The following is an 18,606-nucleotide window of genomic DNA, read 5'->3' as shown; positions in this document are numbered from 1 at the left end:
TCAGCCTTGGGGAGCGGTGGAGTTCGGATGGGCGGCAAACCAGGCGCGTGCCGCCTCGGCGTCGCGGCTGATCTGCGCAGTGAGCGCTTCAAGCGAGTCGAAGCGCACCTGGTCGCGCAGCTTGTGCAGGAAGTGCACCCGCAGGTGGGCACCGTAGCAGTCCTGTTTCCAGTCGAAAAGGTGCACTTCCAGTGTGGGGCGGCCGGCATTGGTCACCGTGGGGCGCACGCCGACGCTGGCCGCGCCGGTGACCGGGTGGTCGGCCAGGCCTTCGACGCTGACTGCGAACACGCCCGACAGGGCGGGCTTGCGGTGCTTCATCTGGATGTTGGCGGTGGGGTAGCCCAGGGTGCGCCCCAGCTTTTCGCCGTGGATCACCCGCCCGGCGATGTTGTAGGGGCGGCCCAGCAGGCGCTCGGCATGGCGCATGTCGCCGTCGGCCAGTGCGGCGCGTACCGCGGAGCTGGAGACGCGTTCGCCCGCGACATCCAGGGTGGGCATGGATTCGACGCCGAAGCCGTTGTGCGTGCCGGCTGCCGCGAGCATGGCGAAGTCACCCTGGCGGCGGGCGCCGAAGCGGAAATCGTCACCGATGAACAGGTGGCGTACGCCCAGGCCGGCGATCAGGATGTCGTCGATGAAGGCCCTGGCGGACAGTGCGGCAAAGCGGGCATCGAAGCGGCAGACGTGGACGCGGTCGACACCGGCCGCGGCCAGCAGCAGCAGTTTTTCGCGCAGGGTGGACAGGCGTGCGGGGGCGTCGGCGGGCGAGAAGAACTCGCGCGGATGCGGCTCGAAGCTGAGCACGACCGCGGGCAGGCCGAGCGCCCGGGCCTTGGCCGTGAGCAGCTGCAGCAGTGCCTGATGGCCGCGGTGCACGCCATCGAAATTGCCGATGGTGAGAACCGAAGCCTGCGATGCCAGGGGCGGAATCCCGCGAAAAACCTGCATAACCGCCTGATAAAAAAGCCGCAATTATAGCGGCAAAGGCGGGGCGGCGGCGATCCGCCTTACGCCGCCGCGGCGGTTCAGTCCAGACGGGCCACGCGGGTGCGGGTGACGCCCGGATTCTCCTCGAAGTAGCGCTTGATGCCGCGCAGGATGGCGTCGGCCATCTTGTCCTGGTAGGCGTTGTCGTTGAGGCGGCGCTCTTCCTCCGGGTTGCTGATGAAGGCGGTCTCGACCAGCACCGAGGGAATGTCCGGTGCCTTGAGCACCGCGAAGTTGGCCTGCTCCACCTCGGCCTTGTGCAGGGTGTTGATGCCGCCCAGCTCGCCGAGTACGGCACGGCCGAGCTTGAGGCTGTCGTTGATGGTGGCGGTCTGCGAGAGGTCGAGCAGGGTGCGGGCGAGGTGGCCCTCCTGCTTGGCGAGATTCACCCCGCCGATCAGGTCGGCGTCGTTCTCCTTCTGCGCCAGCCAGCGGGCGGCGGAGCTCGTGGCGCCACGCTCGGAGAGCACGAACACCGAACTGCCGCGCGCCTCCGGGCGGACGAAGGCGTCGGCGTGGATGGAGACGAAGAGGTCGGCCTGCACGCGCCGGGCGCGGGACACGCGCTGGTACAGCGGAACGAAGTAATCGCCGTCGCGGGTGAGAACCGCCCGCATGCCGGGGTCGGCGTCGATCTTGCGCTTGAGGCGGCGGGCGATCGACAGGGTGACGTTCTTCTCGTAGCTGCCACGCCGCCCGATGGCGCCGGGGTCTTCGCCGCCATGTCCGGGGTCCAGGGCGACGGTGTAGATGCGGTTGGCCTGCGGGGGGCGCCGGCGCGGCGCGGGCGACTCGTCGGTGGCGACCGTGCGGGGGGCCTCGCCGCTGCCCTCGGTGCCGTCGCTGCCCGAGGCGGCCTCCATCGGGGACGATTTCTCGATCAGCGCGAGCAGCGGGTCCACCGGGCGTGCCGGGTACAGGTCGAGCACCAGCCTGTGGCCGTAGTCGCCGACCGGCTGCAGGGTGAACACCTGCGGATTGATCTCCGCCTTCAGCTCGAGCACCACGCGGACCACACCCGGACGGTTCTGGCCGGCGCGCACCAGGCCGATGTAGGGATCGCTCTCGAGCACCTTGGACGGCAGGCTCTCGAGCACGCTGTTGAGCTCCACGCCCTCCAGGTCGATCACCAGGCGCTCGGGGTTCTGCAGGGTGAGGTACTTGTAGCGCAGTTCGCGCCCGGCTTCCAGCGTGACCCGGGTGTAATCGGGCGCCGGCCACACGCGCACTGCCAGCAGGCTGGTGCTCGCCGCATAGCCGACCGGGCTGACCAGCAGGGTCAGCGAGGCACCGGCGAACTTCAGCAGGGCGCGCCGGCTCAGCCGGGCGGCCGGCTGCCCTGCAGGGCTGTCATCAATTCGTTCAGACATGTTCGTCCCGCCTCCGTCCGCGCGGTCAGTTCGGCCTGCCGGCCGGAGCCGGCCAGGGTGAGTGACACTTCGAGGTCGGGCGGCGCCAGATAGGGCTGCGCCTTGTCCGGCCATTCGACCAAACAAGCCCCTTGTCCTGCGAAGTATTCGTCCAGCCCAGCATCGATGAATTCGTCGGGTGAGGTGAAGCGATAAAAATCAAAGTGATATAAGTCTAATCTAGAAACTACGTAAGGTTCAATCAAGGTGTATGTCGGGCTCTTCACGCTGCCTGCGTGACCGAGTGCGCGCAGCAGCCCGCGCACCAGGGTGGTCTTGCCCGCACCGAGGTCGCCTTGCAGGTAGATCACCAGCCCGGGGCGCAGCGCTGCCGCCAGCGCGGCGCCCAGCGCGGTGGTGTCGGATTCGGCCGGCAAGTGCAGTTTCGGGCCGGCCCCGCTATCATCGGCGGGGTGCACAAGGTCGATCATCGGAACCTCTCGGAACAGCCGCCCGCGGATGCCGCCGCGCTGCAGACTCTCAAGCAGCGCATCCAGGCTTGGGGCAGGGAACTCGGGTTCGACGCCATCGGGGTGAGCGGCGTCGATCTGGGCGCGGCCGAGCCTGGCCTCGCGGCCTGGCTCGAAGCCGGTTTTCACGGCGAGATGGATTATATGGCGCGCCACGGCATGAAGCGCGCCCGTCCGGCCGAACTGCTGCCGGGCACGCTGCGGGTGATCAGCGCACGGATGAACTACTGGCCCGAGGCCGCCGACGCCGCGGAGAACCTCGCCGATGGCCGGCGTGCCTACGTGTCGCGCTACGCCCTGGGGCGCGACTACCACAAGGTGCTGCGCAACCGCCTGCAGAAGCTCGCCGAGCGCATCGGCGCCGAACTGCCGCATGGCTACCGGGTGTTCGTCGATTCGGCGCCGGTACTGGAGGTGGAAGTCGCCACCCGTGCGGCGCTCGGCTGGCGGGGCAAGCACAGCCTGCTGCTCGATCGCGAGGCGGGCTCATGGTTCTTTCTCGGCGAGATCTTCACCGACCTGCCGCTGCCGGAGGATGAATCCCCGGCGCCGCACTGCGGGCGCTGCACCGCCTGCCTCGACGCCTGCCCGACCGGTGCGATCGTCGCGCCCTACCAGGTCGATGCGCGGCGCTGCATCTCCTATCTCACCATCGAACTGCACGGGCCGATTCCCGAGGCGCTGCGCCCGGCCATCGGCAATCGCATCTACGGCTGCGACGACTGCCAGCTGGCTTGCCCGTGGAACCGCTTCGCGCAACTCGGCGCGGAGATGGACTACGCCCCGCGGCACGGGCTGGATCGCGCGAGCCTGGTGGAGCTGTTCGCCTGGTCGGCGGAGGATTTCGCCGCCCGCATGGCCGGCAGCCCGATCTATCGCATCGGCTACGAGCGTTGGCTGCGCAACCTGGCGGTGGCGCTGGGCAACGCGCCGCATTCGCCGGAGGTGGTCGCCGCGCTGCGCGCGCGGGCGGACGATGCCTCGGCGCTGGTGCGCGAGCACGTGGCCTGGGCGCTGGCCCGGCACGCCGCGTGAGCGGCCTCGTCGAGGACGGCAAACGGCGTAGAATGCCGGCCTTTCCACCGCAGCCCGCGAGCCCGTGTCCATGGATGCTTCCCGCCCGATAGGCGTATTCGACTCCGGCGTCGGCGGCCTGACCGTGGTCAGGGCGCTGATGGAGCGCCTGCCGCTGGAGAACATCGTCTATTTCGGCGACACCGCGCGGGTGCCCTACGGGGTCAAGTCGGTGGCGACCATCGAGCACTTCACCGGGCAGATCGTCGACTACCTGCTCGGCCAGCAGGTGAAGATGCTGATCGTCGCCTGCAACACCATGGCAGCGGTGGCGGCCCACGTGGTCAAGGCGCGGGCGGGCGACATCCCGGTGCTGGACGTGATCGAGGCCGGGGCGCAGGCTGCGGTGCGCGACTCCGGCCTGCGCGGCATTGGCGTGATCGGCACGCCGACCACCGTCAACAGCAACGCCTACGCGCGCCGCATGCACCAGCTCGACCCCGGCGTGCGGGTGTATTCACAGGCCTGCCCGTTGTTCGTGCCGCTGGTCGAAGAGGGCTGGCTCGACCATCCCGTGACCCGGCTGACCGCGCAGGAGTATCTCAAGCCGGTGCTGGCCGAGGAGGTCGACAGCCTGGTGTTGGGCTGCACCCACTACCCGCTGCTCAAGCCGCTGCTCAAGGACGTGGTCGGCGAGGGCGTGCGGCTGGTGGATTCCGCCACCACCACTGCCGAGCTGGCCGCATTGCGGCTGCATGAACTGGGTCTTGCCAGCCGCGGGGAGCGGCCGGCGGATTACCGCTTCGTGGTCACCGACGTGCCGCTGCGCTTCCAGACCATAGGCGAGCGCTTCCTGGGCCGTTCGCTGGGCCGCGTCGAACGCCTGGAGTGGTAGGCGCGGCTACTGCGCGCCGGTGGCCACCGGGCGCGCGGGGTCGGCGCACCACTCGCTCCAGGAACCCGGATACAGGCGCGCGCCGCTCAGGCCCGCGCTCTCCATGGCCAGCAGGTTGTGACAGGCGGTCACCCCGGAGCCGCACTGGTGCACCACCTTGCGCGGGTCGCGCCCGCGCAGCAGGTTGCCGAACTCCTCGCGCAGTACCGAAGCCTGCTTGAAACGGCCGTCCGGCCCGAGGTTGTCCTTGAAGAAGCGGTTGATCGCGCCGGGAATGTGGCCGGCGACCGGGTCGAGGTTCTCGTTCTCGCCGCGGAAACGGTCCGGGCTGCGTGCATCGATCAGCACCATGTCCGCGCTGCTCAGGTGCTGCTCGACGAAGGCCGCGTTGACCGCGTTGCCTTGCAGGGCGGGCAGGTAGCGGGTTGGTGTGGCACGCGGCAATTCGGTGGTCAGCACCTTGGCCGCCGCGCACCAGGCCTGGAAGCCGCCATCGAGCACGGCAACCGCCTGGTGCCCCATCCAGCGCATCAGCCACCACAGGCGGGCGGCGTACATCCCGCCCGCATCGTCGTAGGCCACTACCTGGGTGTCGCGGTCGATGCCGCAGGCGCCCAGGCGGTGCGCCAGGCGGTCCGGGTCGGGCAGCGGATGGCGGCCGTTGGTGCCGGTCAGCGGTCCGGAAAGATCCTCGTCGAGGTTGAGAAACCAGGCGCCGGGCAGATGGCCGCGCTCGTAGGCCTCGCGACCGAAGGCCGGATTGGCGAGATCGTGGCGGCAGTCGATCAGGCACCAGCGCGGCTCGCCGAGGTGGCGGGCCAGTTCGTTGGCATCGATCAAGGTGGTGTAGGAGCTGCTCACTGCGCCTGCGCCTCCGCTTCGTTCAGCCAGGCGCGGGCTTCCTCTTCCTCAGGGAAGACGAGCACGTCGGCGTCGACGAAGATCTGCGTCAGCCACGCGCTCCAGGTGAGCCACTGGTCCTCGGTCAGTACCGCGATGCGCCCGAAGTCGTTGGCGTGCTCGCGGGAGAATTTGAGCTCCTCCCAGGCCACGTCCAGGGTGAAGCCGACCATCTCGCGCAGGTCGAAGAGCAGGTTCACCGGGCCTTCGAACTTGACCTTGTAATTGACCAGTTCTTCGAACTCCTTGAAGTCGGCCAGGGTGAATTCCCCGAAGACCGAGACCTCGACGAGGTTCGGACCGTGCTCGATGCTGATCATGGCGGCCTCCCGCTGACGGATGGATCGTGCGGACTACTATATCCCTGGCCGCAGGGGCGTTCAATTGCCGCGCCTTGGCGCGGTGGCGCTGCTGCGTGTGGCGAGACTGGTCATCAGCCCGCTGGCGACGATCAGTGCAATCGCCGCCAGCGCCGAGGCGGGCAGGGTCTCGTCCCACAGCAAGAGGCCGAACAGGCTGGCGAACACCACCGTGGTGTAGGCCAGGCTGGCCGACACCAGGGTCTTGCCCAGCCGGTAGGCGCGGGTCATGGCCAGTTGCGCGCAACCGCCGAACAGCCCGATGCCGAGCAGGATCGCCACCGCGTGCAGATCGAGGCTGGTGGCCAGCCCGCCGCCCAGCGTCCACGGCAGGCCGAGCACCGCGGTCAGCGCGGAGAACCAGAACACCGTGCGCACTTCCGGCTCGCCGGCCCGCCCCAGTTCGCGCACGCTGACGTAGGCCAGGCTGGAGACCAGCCCCGCGCCCAGGCCGACCAGGGCGCCGAACCACTGGTCGGCCTGCAGCGTGGGGCGCAACAGCAGCACGATGCCGACGAAACCCGCGCCGACCGCCAGCAGCGCGCGCAGGCGCAGCGGTTCGCCGAAGAACGCGGCGAGCAGCAGCGCGACGAAGATCGGCGAGGTGTAGGACAGCGTGACCGCGGTGGCCAGCGGCAGCAGGCCGATGGCGACGAAGTAGCAGATCAGCGCGAAGGAGCCGGACAGCCCGCGGGCCAGCTGCAGGCGCCACAGCGGCGTGGCCAGGCGCACCCCTTGCAGGCGGGCGAGCAGCACCATCATCAACACGCCGACGAGACCGCGCGCAAAGACCATCTCACCCGCCGAGAACAGCGCGCTGCCCAGCTTCACGCACACGCCCATGCAGGCGAACAAGAGACTGGCGGCGATCATCCACAGCGATTGCATGGGGTCCGGTTGCGTTGCAGCAAAGCGCCGATCATAGCCGCTCGGGCCGGTGCGGTGTGACACGGCCCATGGAAGGCGGCGACGCTTTCGGGGTAAGCTGAAAACATCCAAGGGAGGAACGCGCATGCGCTATCTGCTGGCCCTGGACCAGGGCACCACGAGTTCCCGGGCGATGGTGTTCGATGCCGACGGCAAGGTCCGCGGCGTCGCCCAGCGCGAGTTCGCCCAGCACTACCCGCGCCCCGGCTGGGTGGAGCACGACCCGCAGGAAATCCTCGATACGCAATTCCATTGCGCGCGCGCCGCGCTGGCCGACGCCGGCATCGCGGCCGCCGAGCTGGCCGCGCTGGGCATCACCAACCAGCGCGAAACCACCCTCCTGTGGGAGCGCGCCAGCGGGCGCGCGCTGGCGCCGGCCATCGTCTGGCAGGACCGCCGTACCGCCGCGGCGTGCGACCGCCTGCGCGACCAGGGCCTGGCGCAGACGGTGCGCGAACGCACCGGCCTGGAGCTCGACCCCTATTTCTCCGCCACCAAGCTCGCCTGGCTGCTGGACCACGTGCCGGGCGCGCGCGCGCGCGCCGAAGCCGGCGAGCTGGCCTTCGGCACGGTGGACAGCTGGCTGGTCTGGCATCTCACCGGTGGTCGCCTGCATGTCACCGATTGCGGCAACGCCTCGCGCACCATGCTCTACAACATCCATGAAGGCTGCTGGGACGAGGCGCTGTGCGCCGCGCTGCGCATCCCCCCTGCGGTGCTGCCGCGGGTGGTGGACAGCATCGGCGTGTGCGGGGAGACCGATACCGCGGTGCTGGGCGCGGCGGTGCCGATCGCCGGCATCGGCGGCGATCAGCAGGCCGCCACCTTCGGGCAGGCCTGCTTTGCACCGGGCATGGCCAAGAATACCTACGGCACCGGCTGCTTCCTGCTGATGAACACCGGCGCCCAGCCGGTCGTCTCGCACAAGCGCCTGCTCACCACGGTGGGCTGGCGCGGCAAGGGGCTGTCGGCCTTTGCGCTGGAAGGCAGCATCTTCATGGGCGGGGCGATCGTGCAGTGGCTGCGCGACGGCCTCGGGCTCATCCGCAGCGCCGCCGAGATCGAGACGCTGGCCGGCAGCGTGGCGGACAGCGGCGGCGTGGTGCTGGTGCCGGCCTTCACCGGGCTGGGTGCGCCGTGGTGGGACTCCTACGCGCGCGGCACCTTGTTCGGCCTCACCCGCGGCAGCGGCGCGGCGCAGATCGCCCGTGCGGCGCTGGAGGCGATCGCGCTGCAGACCGTGGATCTGGTCGAGGCGATGAAGGGCGACGGCGCCGGACCGCTCTCGGAACTGCGGGTCGATGGCGGGGCGGCGGCCAACGACCTGCTGATGCAGATCCAGGCCGACTTGCTGGGCGTGCCGGTGGTGCGCCCGCACATGCTGGAAACCACCGCGCTGGGCGCGGCCTACATGGCCGGCGTGGGCGTGGGTGTGTGGCGCGGGACGGACGAACTGGCCGCGCACTGGCAGGCCGACCGGCGCTTCGAACCGGCGATGGCGCCCGCGCAACGCGAGGCGCTGATCGCCCGCTGGCACCGGGCGGTCGAGCGTACCCGCGGCTGGGCGGCCGACGACGGCGCATGAACACGGCGGCGGCGCTGACCCGCGAGGCCCTGCTCGCCCGCCTGGCCGAGCCGAAGACCTGGGACGTGGTGGTCATCGGCGGCGGTGCCACCGGCCTGGGCTGTGCGGTCGATGCGGCCGCGCGCGGCTATTCCACGCTGCTGCTGGAGGCGCACGACTTCGCCAAGGGCACCAGTTCGCGAGCGACCAAGCTGATCCACGGCGGGGTGCGTTACCTGGCCCAGGGCAATTTGCCGCTGGTGCGCGAGGCGCTTGCCGAGCGCGCGCTGCTGCTCGCCAATGCGCCGCACCTGGTGCATCCGCAGCGCTTCGTGGTGCCCGCCTATCGCTGGCATGAGAAGCCGATGCTGGCCGCCGGGCTGGCGATGTACGACCTGCTGGCCGGCACGCACGGCATCGAGCGCAGCCGCCTGCTCGATGCGGCGCGCACGGTCGCCGCGCTGCCGAACGTCCGCACCGAGGGCTTGCGCGGCGGTATCGCCTACTGGGATGCGCGCTTCGACGATGCGCGCCTCGCGGTGACGCTGATGCGTACCCTGTTCGATTTGGGCGGGCTGGCGCTCAACTACGCTCCGGTCGGCGATCTGCTGATCGATGGGGGCAAGGTGACGGGCGTGCAGGTCGCGGACGCCGAGCGCGGTACCGAATACCGTGTTTCGGCCCGCGTGGTGATCAACGCTACTGGCGTATGGGCCGACGTCCTGCGTCGTCGGGAGCGTCCGCAGGCGGCGGCGTTGCTGCGCCCCAGCCAGGGCGTGCACCTGGTGGTGGGGCGCGAGTTCCTGCCCGGCGATGACGCCATGCTGGTGCCAAAGACCGAGGACGGCCGGGTGCTGTTCGCCATTCCCTGGCAAGGCAGGGTGCTGCTCGGCACCACCGACACCCCGCGCGCCGACTTGCCGCTGGAGCCCGCGCCGCTGGACGACGAGGTCGGCTTCATCCTGCGCACCGCCGCGTGCTACCTGCGTCGCGCGCCTACCGTCGCCGATGTTTCCAGCGTGTTCGTCGGCCTGCGCCCGCTGATCGGCGCGGGCGACGCCTCGCCCACTCGCGGCCTGTCGCGCGAACACCTGATCGAAGTGTCGCCCGGCGGGCTGGTCAGCATCACCGGCGGCAAATGGACCACCTACCGGCGCATGGGCGCGGATGCGGTGGAGGCCGCACGCTCGGTCGCCGGCCTGCCCGCGCGTGCCGAGGCGACCGCCGGGTTGCGCCTGCATGGCGCACCGGCCATGCCGTGCAGCGATGTGTTCGGTGCCGAGCGCGAAGCGGTGAACAGCCTGCCCGGCGCGGGTGAGCGGGTCCAGGACGGGCTGGATCTCACCGCGGCGGAGGTGCGCTTCGCGGTGCGGCATGAACTGGCGCGCACCGTGGAGGACGTGCTCGCCCGGCGCCACCGCGCGCTGTTCGTCGATGCCGCGCTGGCGGTCGCCGCGGCACCGCGGGTGGCGGCGCTGATGGCCGAAGAGCTCGGCTGCGATGCCGACTGGGCGGCCCACCAGGTCGCCGCTTTCGGCGAACTGGCGGCGCGCTACAAGGCGGACTGAGTGCCGGCTGCCGGACGGCGGGGCAGGCTGACGGTCGCCTCCAGTCCGCCGCCCGGAGGGTTTGCGAGGCGCACTTCGCCGCCTTGGGCGCGCACGAGGTTGCGCGCGATCGCCAGCCCCAGGCCGGTGCCGCCGGTCTCGCGGTTGCGCGAGGCTTCGGTGCGGTAGAAGGGTTCGAAAACCCTTTCCAGCTCCGCCTCGGGCAGGCCGGGACCGTGGTCGCGAATGCGCACCACCGCACATGCCGGCGTGTCTTCGATGGCGATATCCACGCGTTCGCCGAACTTGATCCCGTTTTCCACCAGATTCCACAGCGCGCGGCGCAGCGCCACAGGTTGTGCGGGGCAGGGTGCGGCGGCGTGACCGTGGAGCTCGACCGGCCAGCCCATGTCGGCGGCGTCGCTGCGCAGCGCTTCCAGCAGTCCGTTGAGATCCACAGGTTGGAGCGGCGCTGCACTGTCGCGGCTGCGCGCGTAGTCCAGGCCCTCGCGCACCAGCGCCTGCATGGCGTCGAGGTCGGCCTGGAAGCGGGCGCGCAGGGTCTCGTCCTCGACCATCTCGGCGCGCAGGCGCAGGCGGGTGATCGGGGTCTGCAGGTCGTGCGAGATCGCGGCGAGGATGCGGGTGCGCTCGGCGATGTGCTCGCGCACGCGCTGCTGCATGTGGTTAAAGGCGCCGGCGGCCTGGGCCACTTCGGTGGGGCCGCGGGTATCCAGTGGCGGGCTGTGGTCCGGGGCGTCGCCCAGGCGGCGGGCCGCTTCGGCCATGCGCGACAGCGGGCGGGTGGCGATGCGCACCGCCACCCAGGTGAGGCCGAGCACGCCGCCGATCAAGGCCGCGAGCGCGGCGAGCAGGCGGCCGGGCGCAGGCATGGGGAAGTCGGGTGCCGGTGGGATGCCCGGCAGGCGCACGTGCAGCGGGCTGCCGTCGGCCAGCCGCACCGCGATCAGCAGCGCGCCATGGGGGCCTTCGCCGCGGTGATGAACGTAAAGGGCCACCTCGCGTTCCGGCATTGCAGCGCGCAAGGCGGGCAGGAGCGGATGATCGACCGGCAGCGGGCGGGTGCGCTCGGGCAGCGGGCGCAGCGACAGGCGCAGGCGGCGCCGGCCGAGTTCGTCCATCCAGCGCTCGCGCTCGCCCGGGGTGAGACGGTCGAGGACGTCGGCGGTGGCGGCAACCTCCTGGGCAATGCCCTCGAACAGGGCGCTGCGACCGATGCGCTCGCGCTCGCCGACGAACAGCGCGAAGCTCACCGCCAGCACCAGGGCGATGCCGACCAGCCAGATCAGCATCAGGCGGGCGAACAGGCTGCGCGGCCAGGGCAGTTTCATTGCTCGCTCTCGCCCCGGCCCACCGGCGTGACCTCGCAGGCGAGTACATAGCCTTCATTGCGCACCGTCTTGATGATGGCCGGTTCGCGCGCGTTGTCGCCCAGGCGCTGGCGCAGGCGGCTGACCAGCAGGTCGATTGAGCGGTCGAACACGTCCGCCTCCCGCCCCTGGGTGAGCTCCATCAGCTGGTCGCGGCTGAGCACGCGCTGCGGGTGGGCGAGGAACACGCCCAGCATGCGGTACTCGGCGCCGGACAGCGGCACCACGGTGCCGGCGGTGTCGATCAGGTGGCGGTTGATCGTGTCCAGCCGCCAGTGGGCGAAGTGCAGCTCGCGCGCGTTGGCCGGCGGCGCGGCATCCAGATTGGGCGGCAGGGCGCGCGCGCGCCGCAGGATGGCGCGGATGCGCGCGTACAACTCGCGCGGCACGAAAGGCTTGGGCAGGTAGTCGTCGGCGCCCATCTCCAGGCCGAGGATGCGGTCCATGTCCTCGCCGCGCGCGGTGAGCATGAGGATGGGCGTATTGGCCTGGGGGCCGCCGCCGGCGCGCAGGTTGCGGCACAGGGTAAGGCCGTCCTCGCCGGGCATCATCACGTCGAGCACGATCAGGTCGACGCGGTGGCGTTCCAGCGCGGCCTTCATCTCGCGCCCGTCGGCGGCGGTGCTGCAGCGCAGGCCCTGCTTTTCCAGATAGTCGGCGAGCAGGCCGCGGATCTCGCGGTCGTCGTCGACGATCAGCACGTGGTCTTGCTGGTTGCTCATGTGCGCATTCTCCTTGGCCGGCATCTTAAGCCGGGCGCGGGGCGGTTTTGTATCCCAGCGTATCTGTGCGCGGCGCTGAGACACGGCGGTGCAATACGGCCGGCTGGAGACAAATCCGGCTTACATGCGGGTGTTCAAATGGCCTCGTCGCCCGGAAGGCCGGGCACAGGCAATCGACAACGCAAAGGAGAACATCATGAAAACCTGGATGAAAACCACCATCGCCGCCTCGCTGATCGCAGTCACCGGCGTCGGCGCCACCGCCGCGCTGGCACGCGGTGGCGAGTGCGACGGCTTCGGGCCGCAGGGCAAGGCTGGCGTACAGCGCATGGCACCCCAAGACATGCAGGCCCGCATGGCGCAGCGCGCCGACCTGCAACTGGCGCGGCTTGAACTGGCGTTGGCGCTCACGCCCGAGCAGCAGCCCGCCTGGAATGCGTTCAAGAGCGCGATGAGCGAGCGTGCGGGCAAGATGGCCGAGCAGATGCAGCAGCGCTTCAAGGACGGCGCGCCGCAGACCGCGGTCGAGCGCCTGCAGCGCATGGAGGAGATGGGCAAGCTGCGCCAGGCCGAGATGGCCGAGACCCGCAAGGCGGTGGAGCGCTTCTACGGCGCCCTGTCCGATGCGCAGAAGAAGGTGTTCGATGCCGACTTCGGCGCGATGGGACACAAAGGCCGCCACGGTGGCTTCGGCATGGGGCCGGGGCGCGATGACGGCCCGCGCGGCGAACGCGGTCGCGGCTGATCTTCCTGACCTGAAATGCAGAACGGCCACCGCATGCGGTGGCCGTTCTTGTATCGACCGCTTCGGTGCCGGGCGAACCGGCACCGATGTCTTGCCGATTAGTGGAACTGCTCTTCTTCGGTGGAACCGGTCAGGGCCTTCACGGAGGAAGAACCGCCCTGGATCACGGTGGTCACGTCGTCGAAGTAACCGGTGCCCACTTCCTGCTGGTGGGAAACGAAGGTGTAACCCTTCTCGCGAGCGGCAAATTCCGGCTCCTGCACCATTTCCACATAGTGCTTCATGCCTTCGCCGCGAGCGTAGGCGTGGGCGAACTGGAAGGTGTTGTACCAGTTGACGTGGATACCAGCCAGGGTGATGAACTGGTACTTGTAGCCCAGCGCGGACAGCTCTTCCTGGAAGGAAGCGATCTGGGAGTCGTTCAGGTTCTTCTTCCAGTTGAAGGACGGCGAGCAGTTGTAGGACAGCAGCTTGCCCGGGCAGGCGGCCAGAACGGCCTGGGCGAATTCACGGGCGAAGCCGATATCGGGCACGCCGGTTTCGCACCACACCAGGTCGGCGTAGGGCGCGTAAGCCACGCCACGGGAGATCGACTGCTCCAGGCCGTTCTTGACGCGGAAGAAGCCTTCCTGGGTACGCTCGCCGGTGAGGAAGGGCTTGTCGTTGGCGTCGTAGTCGGAGGTGATCAGGTTGGCGGCTTCGGCGTCGGTACGGGCCAGGATCAGGGTCGGCACGCCCATCACGTCGGCAGCGAAACGGGCGGAGATCAGCTTCTCGACCGCTTCACGGGTCGGCACCAGCACCTTGCCACCCATGTGGCCGCACTTCTTGGCGGCAGCCAGCTGGTCTTCGAAGTGAACGCCAGCGGCACCGGCGGCGATCATGTTCTTCATCAGTTCGAAGGCGTTCAGCACGCCACCGAAACCGGCTTCCGCGTCGGCCACGATCGGCAGGAAGTAGTCGATGAAGCCTTCGTCGCCCGGGTTGATGCCGCGCGACCACTGGATCTCGTCAGCGCGCTTGAAGGTGTTGTTGATGCGGCGAACCATGGTCGGCACGGAGTCGTAGGCGTACAGCGACTGGTCCGGATACATGGTTTCCGAGGTGTTGCCGTCGGCGGCGACCTGCCAGCCGGACAGATACACGGCTTCGAGGCCAGCCTTGGCCTGCTGCATCGCCTGGCCGGCGGTGATGGCGCCGAAGGCATTCACGTAGCCCTTCTTGGCACCACCGTTGACCTTTTCCCACAGGACCTTGGCGCCACGCTGGGCCAGGGTGTACTCCGGCTGCAGGCTGCCGCGCAGGCGGACCACGTCAGCTGCGGTGTAGCCGCGCTTGACGTTCTTCCAACGGGGATTTTCGGCCCAATCCTTCTCGAGGGCGGCGACTTGCTGTTCGCGGGTCAGAGTCATGTCTATTCCTTACTGGCTGACGATGGATGGGGAAGGGCGTCGTCGATCCCGGCCGTGGCCGGTGCGAGCGCTCCGTCTCGATGTCGTTGCGGTGCAGGCCGGAGCGGCATCGGATGGATCACAGTATAGGAAGATTCTGGCCCTGCAGCAATAAGTCTTATATAAGATATAAGAAAAAAAGTTTTCTCGAAATTACAGTTACTTGCTTGTGAAATTCCATATTGCGAAAAGAAAACCAGCTTTGTGAAACGTCTTGCTGGTGCACCGCGCAAGACCAAGGCCCGGTCGGTCCTGCGCGGTGGCCGGTTTACAGCAGCGCCTGTTCCGAGACGATCACGCCATCCTCGTCCGCATAGACGTAGTGGCCGGGAACGAAGGTCACGCCGCCGAAGGTGACCGGAATGTCGCGCTCGCCCACGCCCTTCTTGATGCTCTTGAGCGGGTGGGTGGCGAGCGCGAAGGCGCCGATGTCCATCGTGCCGATGGCCTTCGAGTCACGGATGCAGCCATAGACGATCACGCCGGCCCAGCCGTTCTTCACGCCGAGCAGGGCCAGCTGGTCGCCGACCAGCGCGCAGCGCAGCGAGCCGCCGCCGTCGACCACCAGCACGCGGCCCTCGCCGGGGCTCTCCAGCGCACTGCGGACCAGGGAGTTGTCCTCGAATACCTTGAGCGTGGCGATCGGCCCGCCGAACGCACGGCGTCCGCCGTAGCTGCGGAACATGGGCATGACGATGCGCACTCGGCCCTCGTTGGCGTCGCACAGGTCGGCGGTCTGGATGTTCATGGCATCTCCTGGATGGGTTGGAAATGCGCGGATGATAAACCACGCGCGCGCATGAAAAGAAAGAAGGCGGCCCGGTCCGGGCCGCCTTCGTGCGGTGTCCTGCAGGAGGGGAGGGTTCAGGCCGTGGCCACTTCTTTCTCGTCGAACAGCAGCTTCACCTTGCGCTGGTCGTCCAGGTCGATGGTGACCTTGCCGCCGTTCACCAGGCGGCCGAACAGCAGCTCGTCGGCCAGTGCGGCACGGATGGTGTCCTGGATAAGGCGGGCCATCGGGCGGGCGCCCATCAGCGGATCGAAGCCGTTCTCGGCCAGCCAGGCCTTGAGCTCGTCGGTGAAGTGGGCCTCCACCTTCTTCTCGTGCAACTGGGCTTCCAGTTCGATGAGGAACTTGTCCACCACCCGCAGGATGATCTCGTCGTCCAGCGCCTTGAAGGAGATCGTCGCGTCCAGGCGGTTGCGGAACTCCGGCGAGAACATGCGCTTGATCTCTTCCATCTCGTCGCCGGCCTCGCGCTTGGCGGAGAAGCCGATCACCGACTTCTGCATCTGCTCGGCACCCGCATTGGTGGTCATGATCAGGATCACGTTGCGGAAGTCGGCCTGGCGGCCGTTGTTGTCGGTCAGTGTGCCGTGGTCCATGACCTGCAGCAGGATGTTGTAGATGTCCGGATGGGCCTTCTCGATCTCGTCGAGCAGCAGCACGCAATGCGGCTTCTTGGTGATCTGCTCGGTGAGCAGGCCGCCCTGGTCGAAGCCGACGTAGCCCGGCGGCGCGCCGATCAGGCGGCTCACCGCATGGCGTTCCATGTACTCCGACATGTCGAAGCGCACCAGTTCGATGCCCAGGGTGTAGGCGAGCTGGCGGGCGACCTCGGTCTTGCCGACGCCGGTCGGGCCGGAGAACAGGAAGGAGCCGATCGGCTTGGCCGGGTTGCCCAGGCCGGAGCGCGACATCTTGATCGCCTTGGCCAGCGCGTCGATGGCCTCGTCCTGGCCGAAGACCACGTTCTTCAGGTCGCGGTCGAGCGTCTTCAGTGCGGCCTTGTCGTCGTTGGACACGGTGCGCGGCGGGATGCGCGCGATCTTGGCGACGATCTCCTCGATCTCGTTCTTGCCGATGGTCTTCTTCTGCTTGGACTTCGGCAGGATGCGCTGCGCGGCGCCGGCCTCGTCGATGACGTCGATGGCCTTGTCCGGCAGGTGGCGGTCATTGATGTACTTGGCCGACAGTTCGGCCGCGCTGGACAGCGCCGCGGACGAATACTTGATGCCGTGGTGCTCCTCGAAGCGGCTCTTGAGGCCCTTGAGGATCTCCACGGTCTCGGCCACGGTCGGCTCGACCACGTCGATCTTCTGGAAGCGGCGCGACAGCGCGTGGTCCTTCTCGAAGATCTGCCGGTACTCGGTGTAGGTGGTTGCGCCGATGCACTTCAGCTGGCCGGAGGACAGCGCCGGTTTGAGCAGGTTGGAAGCATCCAGCGTGCCGCCCGACGCGGCGCCGGCGCCGATCAGGGTGTGGATTTCGTCGATGAACAGGATCGCACCCTGCTGCTCGACCAGTTGCTTGAGCACCGCCTTCAGGCGCTGCTCGAAATCGCCGCGGTACTTGGTGCCGGCCAGCAGCGCACCCATGTCGAGTGCGTAGACCTGGGCGTTCTCGAGGATCTCCGGCACGCGACCTTCGACGATGCGGCGCGCCAGGCCTTCGGCGATCGCGGTCTTGCCCACGCCGGCCTCGCCGACCAGCAGCGGGTTGTTCTTGCGCCGCCGGCACAGGGTCTGGATGACGCGTTCGACTTCCTTCTCGCGGCCGATCAGCGGATCGATCTTGCCCACCAGCGCCTGCTGGTTGAGATTCTGGGTGTAGTTTTCCAGGGCCCCGCCAGCCGCCTGGGACTCCTGTTCCTGCTCGGCCTGCTCCGCGTCGCCCCGGTTCGGTGCGCCTGCACCCTGCTGGGGCGTCTTGGCGATGCCGTGGGAGATGAAGTTCACCACGTCGAGGCGGGAGATGTTCTGGCGCTGGAGGAAGTACACCGCATGCGAATCCTTCTCGCCGAAGATCGCCACCAGCACGTTGGCGCCGGTGACCTCCTTCTTGCCGGAGGATTGCACGTGCAGGATCGCGCGCTGGATGACGCGCTGGAAACCCAGGGTGGGCTGCGTGTCGATCTCGTCGCTGCCTTCCACCTTGGGTGTGTGCTCGTTGATGAAGCCGGTCAGCTCACGGCGCAATTCGTCGATGTTGGCGTTGCATGCACGCAACACCTCGGCAGCCGACGGATTGTCGAGCAGCGCGAGCAGCAGATGCTCCACGGTGATGAACTCGTGGCGCTTCTGACGGGCCTCGACGAAGGCCATGTGCAGGCTGACTTCAAGCTCTTGCGCGATCATTCAGTTTTCCTCCATCACGCATGCCAGCGGATGCTGGTGCTGGCGAGCAAAGGAGACGACCTGCTCCACCTTGGTCGATGCGATGTCCCTTGGGAAGACGCCGCATACCCCCATGCCCTCTCTGTGGACTTGGAGCATGACCCGCGTGGCACGTTCGCGGTCCATGCCGAAAAATTTCTGCAGAACGATGACGACAAAATCCATGGGCGTGAAGTCGTCGTTCAGCAAAAGCACCTTGTATAACGGCGGAGGTCTGGTGCGTGTACGTTCCGCCTCGAGTACGAACTCGTCCTGCTTGTGCGTGGCCATGCGACCCATTCTAATCAAGTCGAAGCAGAGTGCAACCGAGCTGCCACGGTGGGTATTTGGGGGTGTTGTGCCGAAATACAACAGCGCGTGAACAGGGGTGGCGCTGCAGTGCAAGAACGACCATCCCCGATGAGTACAAGCCAGTCCCGTGCCAGTTCGCCGGGATACCGCTACATGGCGTGAAACCTTGTTGCGGCGCGCAATCCACCGGCGACATGAAATGCTTGACGCTGTCGTTCCAGTTGCGTAAAAGCACTTCCGTATGTCGTGCAAGGTGCAACGCGCTGGCTCTGTCTGGTGTGGCTGCGCAAGCGGCCCGCATCAGGGGGCTGCGTCGGTTTCTCCGTTGCGGCAGTGCTGGTTCCGGGTCCTTCGCATCGACATGCTCGCCGGGTCACCCGGTTTGTTTTGTGCACTCTTGAAGGATTGACGCAATATGGCAACTGGCACTGTTAAGTGGTTCAACGACGCCAAGGGTTTTGGCTTCATTACCCCGGACGACGGCAGCGAAGATCTCTTCGCGCATTTTTCCGCGATCAACATGGGTGGTTTCAAGACCCTGAAGGAAGGCGAAAAGGTCTCCTTCGAGGTCACCCAGGGCCCGAAGGGCAAGCAGGCTTCCAACATCCAGAAGGTGTAAGAAGTCTGACGTAGTCGCGGAGTGCCGTACCGCAGCGCACCAGTTGCCAGGTACGGTTTCCAAAGACAAGAGGCCGCCGGATTTCCGGCGGCCTCTTGTTTTCTGGAGCTGCTGTGCTGCCCGAAACGGGCGGAC

Annotated in this window: 18 protein-coding genes; 6 read left to right on the top strand and 12 right to left on the bottom strand. The window is 68.0% G+C overall.

All coding sequences use genetic code 11. The features are described from left to right. The 3 genes from IAI53_RS18340 to tsaE all read right to left on the bottom strand — a co-directional run bounded on the left by IAI53_RS18340 (position 1) and on the right by tsaE (position 2,830). Positions 1 to 951 carry a bifunctional riboflavin kinase/FAD synthetase gene (locus tag IAI53_RS18340; RefSeq protein ID WP_187719670.1) on the bottom strand — a complete coding sequence of 317 codons (951 nt, stop codon included), beginning with the start codon at positions 949 to 951 and terminating at the stop codon, positions 1 to 3. A gap of 77 nt (positions 952 to 1,028) precedes the next feature. Then, positions 1,029 to 2,360, bottom strand: a complete 1,332-nt coding sequence (locus IAI53_RS18335) for an N-acetylmuramoyl-L-alanine amidase (protein ID WP_187719669.1) — start codon at positions 2,358 to 2,360, stop codon at positions 1,029 to 1,031. Beyond that, entirely contained in the window at positions 2,309 to 2,830 is a 522-nt protein-coding gene (gene tsaE / locus IAI53_RS18330) for a tRNA (adenosine(37)-N6)-threonylcarbamoyltransferase complex ATPase subunit type 1 TsaE (protein ID WP_187719668.1), read from the bottom strand. Before tsaE ends, IAI53_RS18335 begins: the two co-directional genes overlap by 52 nt. 39 nt (positions 2,831 to 2,869) lie before the next feature. On the opposite strand from tsaE, the gene queG reads away from it, so the two are divergent. Further along, positions 2,870 to 3,904, top strand: coding sequence for a tRNA epoxyqueuosine(34) reductase QueG (queG, locus tag IAI53_RS18325; RefSeq protein WP_222948415.1), 1,035 nt, complete (start codon positions 2,870 to 2,872; stop codon positions 3,902 to 3,904). Positions 3,905 to 3,974: 70 nt separating this feature from the next. After that, the gene (gene murI, locus IAI53_RS18320; RefSeq protein WP_187719666.1) at positions 3,975 to 4,778 is read left to right on the top strand and encodes a glutamate racemase; all 804 of its coding nucleotides are present in this window, start codon (positions 3,975 to 3,977) and stop codon (positions 4,776 to 4,778) included. Positions 4,779 to 4,784: 6 nt separating this feature from the next. Here murI and IAI53_RS18315 read toward each other — a convergent pair whose 3' ends face one another. Genes IAI53_RS18315 through IAI53_RS18305 form a run of 3 tightly spaced genes read right to left on the bottom strand, consistent with a single transcriptional unit; the run spans position 4,785 to position 6,925 of the window. Then, positions 4,785 to 5,639: a sulfurtransferase gene (locus IAI53_RS18315; RefSeq protein WP_187719665.1), complete on the bottom strand. Its 855-nt coding sequence runs from the start codon at positions 5,637 to 5,639 to the stop codon at positions 4,785 to 4,787. Beyond that, positions 5,636 to 5,998, bottom strand: a complete 363-nt coding sequence (locus tag IAI53_RS18310; RefSeq protein WP_187719664.1) for a SpoIIAA family protein — start codon at positions 5,996 to 5,998, stop codon at positions 5,636 to 5,638. Before IAI53_RS18310 ends, IAI53_RS18315 begins: the two co-directional genes overlap by 4 nt. A gap of 60 nt (positions 5,999 to 6,058) precedes the next feature. After that, the gene (locus tag IAI53_RS18305; protein ID WP_187719663.1) at positions 6,059 to 6,925 is read right to left on the bottom strand and encodes a DMT family transporter; all 867 of its coding nucleotides are present in this window, start codon (positions 6,923 to 6,925) and stop codon (positions 6,059 to 6,061) included. A gap of 124 nt (positions 6,926 to 7,049) precedes the next feature. Here IAI53_RS18305 and glpK point away from each other — a divergent pair, with 124 nt between their 5' ends. Both glpK and IAI53_RS18295 read left to right on the top strand, forming a co-directional pair. After that, on the top strand, positions 7,050 to 8,549 hold the full coding sequence (gene glpK, locus IAI53_RS18300; protein WP_187719662.1) for a glycerol kinase GlpK: 1,500 nt from the start codon (positions 7,050 to 7,052) through the stop codon (positions 8,547 to 8,549). After that, positions 8,546 to 10,096: a glycerol-3-phosphate dehydrogenase/oxidase gene (locus tag IAI53_RS18295; protein WP_187719661.1), complete on the top strand. Its 1,551-nt coding sequence runs from the start codon at positions 8,546 to 8,548 to the stop codon at positions 10,094 to 10,096. The genes glpK and IAI53_RS18295 overlap by 4 nt, the downstream gene beginning before the upstream one ends. Here IAI53_RS18295 and IAI53_RS18290 read toward each other — a convergent pair. Further along, positions 10,081 to 11,427 (bottom strand): ATP-binding protein, encoded by a 1,347-nt coding sequence (locus tag IAI53_RS18290; RefSeq protein ID WP_187719660.1) that lies wholly within the window; start codon positions 11,425 to 11,427, stop codon positions 10,081 to 10,083. The two genes, IAI53_RS18295 and IAI53_RS18290, sit on opposite strands and share 16 nt — an antisense overlap. After that, positions 11,424 to 12,188 (bottom strand): response regulator, encoded by a 765-nt coding sequence (locus IAI53_RS18285; protein WP_187719659.1) that lies wholly within the window; start codon positions 12,186 to 12,188, stop codon positions 11,424 to 11,426. Before IAI53_RS18285 ends, IAI53_RS18290 begins: the two co-directional genes overlap by 4 nt. 196 nt (positions 12,189 to 12,384) lie before the next feature. On the opposite strand from IAI53_RS18285, the gene IAI53_RS18280 reads away from it, so the two are divergent. Beyond that, on the top strand, positions 12,385 to 12,933 hold the full coding sequence (locus IAI53_RS18280) for a Spy/CpxP family protein refolding chaperone (RefSeq protein ID WP_187719658.1): 549 nt from the start codon (positions 12,385 to 12,387) through the stop codon (positions 12,931 to 12,933). 98 nt (positions 12,934 to 13,031) lie between these two features. Here the strand turns inward: IAI53_RS18280 and aceA are convergent, their stop codons facing one another. The 4 genes from aceA to clpS form a co-directional block, all read right to left on the bottom strand. Further along, positions 13,032 to 14,345 (bottom strand): isocitrate lyase, encoded by a 1,314-nt coding sequence (gene aceA / locus IAI53_RS18275; protein WP_187719657.1) that lies wholly within the window; start codon positions 14,343 to 14,345, stop codon positions 13,032 to 13,034. A 307-nt stretch (positions 14,346 to 14,652) separates the two neighbouring features. Further along, positions 14,653 to 15,132: a ribonuclease E activity regulator RraA gene (rraA, locus tag IAI53_RS18270; protein WP_187719656.1), complete on the bottom strand. Its 480-nt coding sequence runs from the start codon at positions 15,130 to 15,132 to the stop codon at positions 14,653 to 14,655. A gap of 116 nt (positions 15,133 to 15,248) precedes the next feature. Further along, a complete protein-coding gene (clpA, locus tag IAI53_RS18265; RefSeq protein ID WP_187719655.1) occupies positions 15,249 to 17,522 on the bottom strand; it encodes an ATP-dependent Clp protease ATP-binding subunit ClpA in 2,274 nt (757 codons plus the stop codon). Next, a complete protein-coding gene (clpS, locus tag IAI53_RS18260; protein WP_187719654.1) occupies positions 17,523 to 17,831 on the bottom strand; it encodes an ATP-dependent Clp protease adapter ClpS in 309 nt (102 codons plus the stop codon). Between the two features lie 436 nt (positions 17,832 to 18,267). Here clpS and IAI53_RS18255 point away from each other — a divergent pair, with 436 nt between their 5' ends. Continuing rightward, positions 18,268 to 18,471 (top strand): cold-shock protein, encoded by a 204-nt coding sequence (locus tag IAI53_RS18255; RefSeq protein ID WP_136385352.1) that lies wholly within the window; start codon positions 18,268 to 18,270, stop codon positions 18,469 to 18,471. Positions 18,472 to 18,606 lie beyond the last annotated feature (135 nt).

It is taken from the genome of Thauera sedimentorum (assembly GCF_014489115.1).
GTDB classification, from domain to species: domain Bacteria; phylum Pseudomonadota; class Gammaproteobacteria; order Burkholderiales; family Rhodocyclaceae; genus Pseudothauera; species Pseudothauera sedimentorum.
Note: the sequence above shows the minus strand (reverse complement) of the source record. Positions and strands in the feature narration are given on the sequence as shown.